Source organism: Streptomyces sp. NPDC059832, assembly GCF_042731715.1.
Lineage (GTDB): Bacteria > Actinomycetota > Actinomycetes > Streptomycetales > Streptomycetaceae > Streptomyces.
In genome coordinates this window covers 1-6896 of the sequence record NZ_JBHWIY010000084.1, presented here as the reverse complement: position 1 = coordinate 6896, position 6896 = coordinate 1, and the positions used below count along the sequence as shown (strand labels likewise).

6 protein-coding genes are annotated in these 6896 nt (G+C 69.6%); 3 read left to right on the top strand and 3 right to left on the bottom strand.

Features of this window, described 5'->3' with window-relative positions; all coding sequences use genetic code 11:
* Nucleotides 1-169: 169 nt before the first annotated feature.
* Together ACFV8T_RS45115 and ACFV8T_RS45110 are read right to left on the bottom strand one after the other, a co-directional pair.
* Nucleotides 170-2176: a beta-N-acetylglucosaminidase domain-containing protein gene (locus tag ACFV8T_RS45115; protein ID WP_385339631.1), complete on the bottom strand. Its 2007-nt coding sequence runs from the start codon at nucleotides 2174-2176 to the stop codon at nucleotides 170-172.
* Nucleotides 2173-2574 carry a hypothetical protein gene (locus ACFV8T_RS45110; RefSeq protein ID WP_385339628.1) on the bottom strand — a complete coding sequence of 134 codons (402 nt, stop codon included), beginning with the start codon at nucleotides 2572-2574 and terminating at the stop codon, nucleotides 2173-2175. Before ACFV8T_RS45110 ends, ACFV8T_RS45115 begins: the two co-directional genes overlap by 4 nt.
* Before the next feature lie 215 nt (nucleotides 2575-2789).
* Here ACFV8T_RS45110 and ACFV8T_RS45105 point away from each other — a divergent pair, with 215 nt between their 5' ends.
* The 3 genes from ACFV8T_RS45105 to ACFV8T_RS45095 all read left to right on the top strand — a co-directional run bounded on the left by ACFV8T_RS45105 (nucleotide 2790) and on the right by ACFV8T_RS45095 (nucleotide 5445).
* Entirely contained in the window at nucleotides 2790-3470 is a 681-nt protein-coding gene (locus ACFV8T_RS45105) for a response regulator (protein ID WP_385339625.1), read from the top strand.
* On the top strand, nucleotides 3467-4918 hold the full coding sequence (locus ACFV8T_RS45100; protein WP_385339623.1) for an ATP-binding protein: 1452 nt from the start codon (nucleotides 3467-3469) through the stop codon (nucleotides 4916-4918). The genes ACFV8T_RS45105 and ACFV8T_RS45100 overlap by 4 nt, the downstream gene beginning before the upstream one ends.
* Nucleotides 4919-5043: 125 nt before the next feature.
* Nucleotides 5044-5445: a hypothetical protein gene (locus ACFV8T_RS45095; protein ID WP_385339620.1), complete on the top strand. Its 402-nt coding sequence runs from the start codon at nucleotides 5044-5046 to the stop codon at nucleotides 5443-5445.
* A 51-nt stretch (nucleotides 5446-5496) separates the two neighbouring features.
* On the opposite strand, the gene ACFV8T_RS45090 is transcribed toward ACFV8T_RS45095, so the two are convergent.
* Nucleotides 5497-6705: a serine hydrolase gene (locus tag ACFV8T_RS45090; protein WP_385339617.1), complete on the bottom strand. Its 1209-nt coding sequence runs from the start codon at nucleotides 6703-6705 to the stop codon at nucleotides 5497-5499.
* Between the last annotated feature and the right edge of the window lie 191 nt (nucleotides 6706-6896).

Sequence of the window (6896 nt, the reverse complement as noted above, 5' to 3'; positions counted from 1 at the left end):
CTGCCTGGCCGCGGCCTGAGCACGGAGCCGGAACCCGCCCCCTCCACACCCGACACACCATCAGGCACTCACTCCCTCAACAACGTGACAGCACCTGGCCTTCGCTTTCTGCGGCGTTGGGGGTTCTCGGTCAGGTCAGCATGCCGCACACCTGCCTTTGCTCGGTGTCCTACAGGGTTTTCGCGGCTCGGTGTATGAAGGTGTCGAGCACGCCGTCGGCGACCTTGACGTTGCCGTGCGGGCGGGTGGCGCCGGGGATGGTGCGTACCGCGGCCGCCTCCCGCGCGAGCTCGGCCGCTGCGGTGAACGAGCGGATGGCCTTGCCCTTCTCGCCCTTGGCACGGTGTTCGAGCCCGTCACAGGTGTGCTCAAGGGCTTTGGCCCACAGGGTGAGTGCGTCCAGCCAGGGCTTGGTCTCGGCGGCGAAACCCGGGTCGGTGACGGTTCTGCGGATCTCAGTGGGGGCTTCGGCGAGTGAGCGTGTCTGTGCGCGCAGTGCCGTGACCGCTTGGTGTTTCCTGCCCGTGTGCCAGGATCGTTCGAGGGCGTCCAGCCGGGCCTTGAGGGCGGGGGCTGCGGGCTGCCATGGTGTGCCGGTCCAGCTGGGCGCCATGTGCTGGGTGTCGAGGAAGGTCAGCAGGGCGTGGGTGCCTTGCGGGTCGTGGGCGGTCATGTGAGCCGCGGCGCTGTGCCAGGAGTCAGTGGGCCGGTAGGCGCGCGGATTCCAGGCGTAGTCGGCACCGGTGAATTCGGCGATCTTGCTGGCCGATGCCTGGTTCATGGGGTTGAGCGCGACGCCGCTGAGGTGCTCGCCGAGCCTGGGGGTGCGCTTGGCGTAGGGGGCGAGCAGCAGGCGTCCGGCGGCGTGGTCGTAGTCGTTGGTGGGGTAGTTGTCCCAGAGCAGCACGTCGTGGCCCCACACGTCGGCCGCTCGACGGGTCTGTGCGTTGGTGATGGAGGTGGGCACCACGTCGGCGCCCGTCCACCACACCTGCACGCGGTCGTCCAGGGCGCGGCGCAGGGTCTTCTTGTACGGGGTGTCGGCGAGGTCGCTGTACTGCGTGGGCACGAACTGCAGCGGGCGCATGCCGCGGTGCTGGTCGACAAACTCGCGCTGCATGCGGTTGGTGAGGTCGGCCTGAGCGGCGGCGGCGGACTGCTCCGAGACGGGCCCGTAACGGGCGAGGTCCGCGGCACCGTTCCATACGGGCAGCGGGTGGATGTCGTCGAAGGCCAGGGCGAAGTCCCGGATCCCCAGGTTATACAGGGACTGGAGCTTGCCGGTCAGGGCCTGGCGGTCGCCCGCATCGTTGTAGGTGATGGACTTGCCCGGGGACAGGACATAGGTGAAGCGCACGTGGTGGTCGGCGGCGTGCCGGGCCAGCTCGGCCAGCTCGCGTTCCAGTTTCCTCGGGTAGCGCTCGCGCCAGCGGTCACGTTCGTACGGGTCGTCCTTGGGCGCGTACAGGTAGGTGTTCAGTTTGACGGAGCCGTAGAAGGCGATCTGGTCCAGGCGCTCCTCGTGGGTCCAGGGCTTGCCGTAGAACCCCTCGACGACCCCGCGCAGCGGCATGGCGGGGTGGTCGACGACCGTGGCGCCTGCTATCCGGCCGCCGGCGGTCAGCTGGGTGAAGGTCTGTGCGGCGTAGAGGACACCGCCGCCGTCGGCACCCGCGAGCAGCACTTCGATGTGGCCGTCGAGGCTGCTGGTGGTGATCTGGTAGCCCTCAGGCGGCAGTGTCCCGGCGGTGAAGGCATTGCTGCGTCCCAGCTTGTCGGCCATGTGTGGAGCCGAGACGGTTCCGATGACTACGGCCATCGACCCTGCGGGACGCGAGGCACCGCTGAGGGGAGAGACACGGGCATCGGTGACACCCGCGCGGCGCAATGCCGCTTTCACCAGAGCGACGGAGCGGGCGTCGGTGCCCTGTGCGGTGAGCAGGTCCACCCGACGCGGCACCGAGAGATCGGGCCCGGTACGGCGTATCTGCTGCGGGGTCGGCGACACCCGTGGCAGCTCATTACCGGTGACGGATGCCCGGGTGATCGAGGGCGCATCGGGGGTACTGCGGGGGCCTACTGCGTGGTCGTGCCTCCCCACTGCGTCCAGGGGTGCGCAGCCCGCGAGCAGCAGCCCGCTGCTCAGCCATGCGGTGACGGTCCTGCGGCGGATCATCGGACCTGCTCCGTGCGGCGGGCACCGAGCAGGGCCCAGGCGGCCAGCAGCAGCAGGACGAGCCAACTGCCGGGCACCAGGAGGAACAGAGAGGTGGCGACGGAGGAGACCGGGTCACCCAGTGGCAGGACCAGCCAGTACGCCACGGCACTGGTGAGGATCACCACCAGAGCGGCCAGCGGCCACACCAGTGCCCCCGCCACTTTGGCGCGACCGCTCCATCCGCGGGCCGGCAACCACACGGCCAGGCCGATCAGCCAGCCGACGACGGGCAGCAGGAACCCCCCGAAGACCAGTAGCACTACGGCTGTTGTCTGCGCGGGTGTGCAGCCGCGCGCGGAGGTGCGAGGTACAGCCGGTGCGGGGGCGTCCGGGGCAGGGGGAGGGGTACGGTTCATGGAGGTTCCTATGGGTGCGGAGGGTACGGGGGGCCGCTCCTGGCCGGAGGGGTTCCGGCGGGCGGCAGCTCGGCGACGGCGATGATCGCTCACCCAGCCAGCGTTTCCGCGCCTTGTCCGCGGCCTGTGGGCAGAGTATGGACGGACCGTAACAAAGCTTCCGGAGAGGGCCTGAGCTGCCCGGATCTGCTGGCAGAGGCAGCCATAATTTCCTTATGCCCCAGATTCTGCTCATCGAGGACGACCAGCCCCTGCGCGACGGCCTTCAGCTGGCCCTGGAGCACCAGGGCCACCGGGTCCACGCCGCTGCGTCCGGCCACGCGGGTCTCACGGCGCTGCGGACAACGCGCACCGACCTGGTCGTCCTCGACCTGATGCTGCCGGACACCGACGGTTTCGAAATCTGCCGCCGCATCCGCGCCTCCTGGCCGGTACCCGTCATCATGCTCACGGCCCGCGGCGACGACTCCGACATCGTGCGCGGCCTTGACGCGGGCGCGGACGACTACGTCGTCAAGCCCGTACGCGGCCGGGTCCTCGACGCCCGTATCCGCGCAGTCCTACGCGGGCAGGACCCCTCACCCGCAACCACAGCCACCGAGATCTACGAGGAGCTCACCGTGGACCGCTCCGGCCTCAGCATTACCAAGAACGGACACCCCGTCGCCCTCACCCCGCTGGAACTACGCCTGCTGCTGCACCTGTCGGCGGACCCCGGTCACGTGTTCGCCCGGCAGGAACTGCTCGAAACGGTATGGGGCCACGACCCGTCGGCCGACGTACGCCTGGTGGACTCCGGTATCGCCCGGCTTCGTACGAAGATCGAGGATGATCCGGCATCCGCCCGCTACATACAGACGGCGCGCGGCTTCGGCTACCGCTTCGGACCGCTGTGAAGCGCCCCTCGCCGGTCAAGCGTCTCACGCTCGGGCTGCGGGGCCGCCTGATCGCTGGATACCTGCTGGTCGCGGCCATCAGCGTGGTGGCGACGGCGGGATTCACCTACTACCAGGCGCACATCTCGATCCTCCGGACCGGACAGGACACCCTCCTCAACAGCCTGCGGGACACGACCACCACGTTCGCCGACGACCTGCCCTACCCGCCCACCCGCGCCCAGCTCACCTCCTTCGCCGGAAAACTGGCCTCCGGCAGCGGCTTCCGGATCATCACCGTCACCTACGGCACCCAATCCGTGACCTCGGCCCAGGGCGGCCCTGCAATCCCCGAAACCCTCCGCCGTGATGTCACCGCCAACCGGGAACTGACCTTCCAGCGCGTCACCCAGGACGGCACCCCCTGGCTCACAGCCGGTACCCCGATCACCTTCGCCGACAGCAGACAACCGTCCGGCATCGAGGTCTACGGAGCCACCCCGCTGCGCTCCCTCAGCGACGCGAAGGCCGCCGTGTGGGTCGCCTCCCAGTACGGCGCGATCCCCGCGCTCGTCCTCGCCGTGCCGCCCGCACTGCTCGCAGCCCGCGGCGTACTGCGCCCCGTGCGCCGGCTCCAGCACGGCGCCCGACGCATGGCCGACGGCGATCTCACCAGCCGTATCAAGGCCTCCGGAAACGACGAACTGGCCGACCTTACCAAGGCGTTCAACGAATCAACCGCCGCACTGGAGACCACGGTCGGTGAACTCCGCAGAATGGAAGCCTCCGCCCGCCGCTTCGCCGCCGACGTCTCCCACGAACTGCGGACGCCTGTCGCCACGATGGTCGCCGTCAGCGACGTCCTCGACGACAGCGCCGACACCCTCCAGCCGGATATAGGCCGGGCGGCCCGCCTGGTCACCACCGAAGCCGACCGCCTCGCACGGCTCGTCGACGACCTGATGGAAATCTCCCGCTTCGACGCCGGCGCCAATACCCTGATCGCCTACGACATCGACGTGGCCGAGGCCGTACGTGCCTGCCTACGCGCCCGCGGCTGGCAGGACAAAGTCTCCACCGACCTCCCCGAACCCCCCGTCACCGCGCGCCTGGACCCCCGCCGCCTCGATGTCGTCATAGCCAACCTCATCGGCAACGCCCTGCGCCACGGAGCGCCGCCCGTGACCGTCGGGGTGACCGCATCCGAGGGCGACGAGGATTGCGTACGGATCAACGTCACCGACCACGGCGGCGGGCTGTCTCCCGAGACCGCCGCGCATCTCTTCGACCGCTTCTACAAAGCTGACCAGGCCCGGTCACGTTCCGAGGGCAGCGGCCTCGGCCTCGCTATCGCCTGGGAGAACACCCGCCTGCACGGCGGCACCCTGACCGCAGCCAACGGCCCGCACGGCGGAGCAGTCTTCACCGCAGAATTCCCACGCACCCCCACGGCAGGAGACGGTACGTGACACAAAGCAGCCGCCTCCTTCGCCCTTTTCTCCCTGTGCTCCTACTCGGCCTCACAAGCTGCGGCACCGGTCCGGCGATCGACGCGTCCAAGCCCATGGGAGCTGGCGAGCCAGCCACCGGAATCGTGGCAGGCACCGCCGTCTATTTCCTCAGAGACGGAGCGCTGCACCCCATCGAGCGCTCCGCCGCCGGCATCACATCACCCACCGAAGCCGTCCGCGCCCTCCTCACCGGCCCCTCACCCGAAGACCGCAAGCAGGGCCTGACCAGCGCACTACCACTCCTGACCGGCTCCTTGGAAACTGCCTTGGCCAAGGTAACCGCCGCCCCAAACGCCCCCGGGCGGCTGCGCGTCACCCTCCCCTACGACCCGACCACACTCACCCCTCTCGCACTCGGACAGCTCACGTGCACGGCGTCCGCCGCAGCACTGGTGGAACTGACCGGCACAGGCCATACCACCCCGGCCACCCACTGCTCCGACTACGCTGTGCGACATCCCGTGAGTTCTCCTGAGTCCCCCTGAGTGAGCCCCAGTGCCCGTCGGTGATCGCGATCCGCAGGACCTGGTAGGCGCTCAGCCTCGCTGGGGCCGGGCGGCCTTCCGCGATCCGGTGCAGGATTTCGAGTTGCTGGAACGGGTCACCGCGCGGCGCGCGGAACTGGACGAACCCGAAGAACAGCTGACCAGGGCGGTTGACGGAGGTCGGACCGGCCGCCCCGCCGAGGGGGCCCAGGGCAGCTGGGCAGTGATCACCGCGGTCGTGCAGAGAAGGGCGGCCATCGGGAGGGTGGGCAGGGCAAAGGTGACGGCGCGCAGCCAGGGCCAGCGGCCCCGGGTTGTCGGGAGGGAAGGCCAGCGGCGGACGGACTCGACGACCGTGGCAGTGAGCAAGCCAGCACCGAGGGCAGAGAAGATACCCGGAACGTGGCCCCACTCGCCGACTCGCAGGGCGAGCAGCCAGCAGGTAGCGGCGATCAGCGGCAGGGAGAGGGCCTTGGGTCGGTCCAGCGGCCGGGAGAAGCGGGCCCGGCGGGGCCGCACCAGGCCGAGCAAAGCGAGTGCGGGTACGCCAGCCGAGAGCAGGACGGTGAAGGCGAGCAGGAGCGGGTGCGGAGTCTGCGGCTCGTCGAACTCGGGGGCGCTGATGTCGAGCAGTCCGAAGCCGATCTTCTCGGTCGGTGTGCGGGTGGAGGTGGCAAGCACGACCACCGCACGCTGGTCGGAGGTGTAGGCGACGAACGCGCGTGAGCCGTTGGTCAGACCATTGTGCCGGCCGACCTTGGTGCCCCCGGCGTTCCACAGCTGCCAGCCGAGGCCGATGTGCCCGTCGCGGTCGGCGTAGTCGGCGACGGCGGCGCGCGGGGTGTGGGTGAGGGCGAGCGCGGCGGGCGGGTTCGGGGCGGCGTTGGCGGCCAGGAAGGCGGCGAGGTCGGCGCTGGTGGTCCAGGTGCCGGTGCCGACCGCTGCCCACTTCGGGTTGGTCCACGGGACGACCGGGGTGCCGGCGGTGTGGAACAGGAGGATGGCACTGTCCGGGGTGCCGGGAGTGGTGCGGACGGTGGTGTGCTCCATGCCGAGCGGGGTGAGGACCCGTTCGCGCAGGGCAGTCGGGTAGTCGCGGCCGTCGACCCTGGCAAGGGTCTCGCCGAGGACGGCGTAGCCGAGGTTGGAGCAGGAGAACCCGGTGTCCGGCTTCGGCCCGTAGCCGGAGAGATTGGTGAGCGTGCGGACCGGGTCGCCGAGTACGGAGTAGCCGTCGCCGCCCAGCAGGTAGCCGGCCATCGCTAGGAGCGTGGGTCAGTAAGCGGTACTCATGGGTTTCGTGATCGCTCGTGCGGGATGATCTCGGTGTACGTGGTGAGGACAGCCTGTTCGAGTCCGAGTCGGTCGAGACGAAGTTCTTCGCTGTCTTCGCGGGGTCAGCATCTCGCGCAGGTCGCTACGGCTCTTCTCATAAGCTGATCCACGCCCAT

Bases quoted from the DNA above. Each gene is read 5' to 3' on its own strand.
- ACFV8T_RS45105 (WP_385339625.1), top strand. From the start codon at position 2,790: ATGCCCCAGATTCTGCTCATCGAGGACGACCAGCCCCTGCGCGACGGC.
- ACFV8T_RS45115 (WP_385339631.1), bottom strand. From the start codon at position 2,176: ATGATCCGCCGCAGGACCGTCACCGCATGGCTGAGCAGCGGGCTGCTG.
- ACFV8T_RS45090 (WP_385339617.1), bottom strand. From the start codon at position 6,705: ATGGCCGGCTACCTGCTGGGCGGCGACGGCTACTCCGTACTCGGCGAC.
- ACFV8T_RS45110 (WP_385339628.1), bottom strand. From the start codon at position 2,574: ATGAACCGTACCCCTCCCCCTGCCCCGGACGCCCCCGCACCGGCTGTA.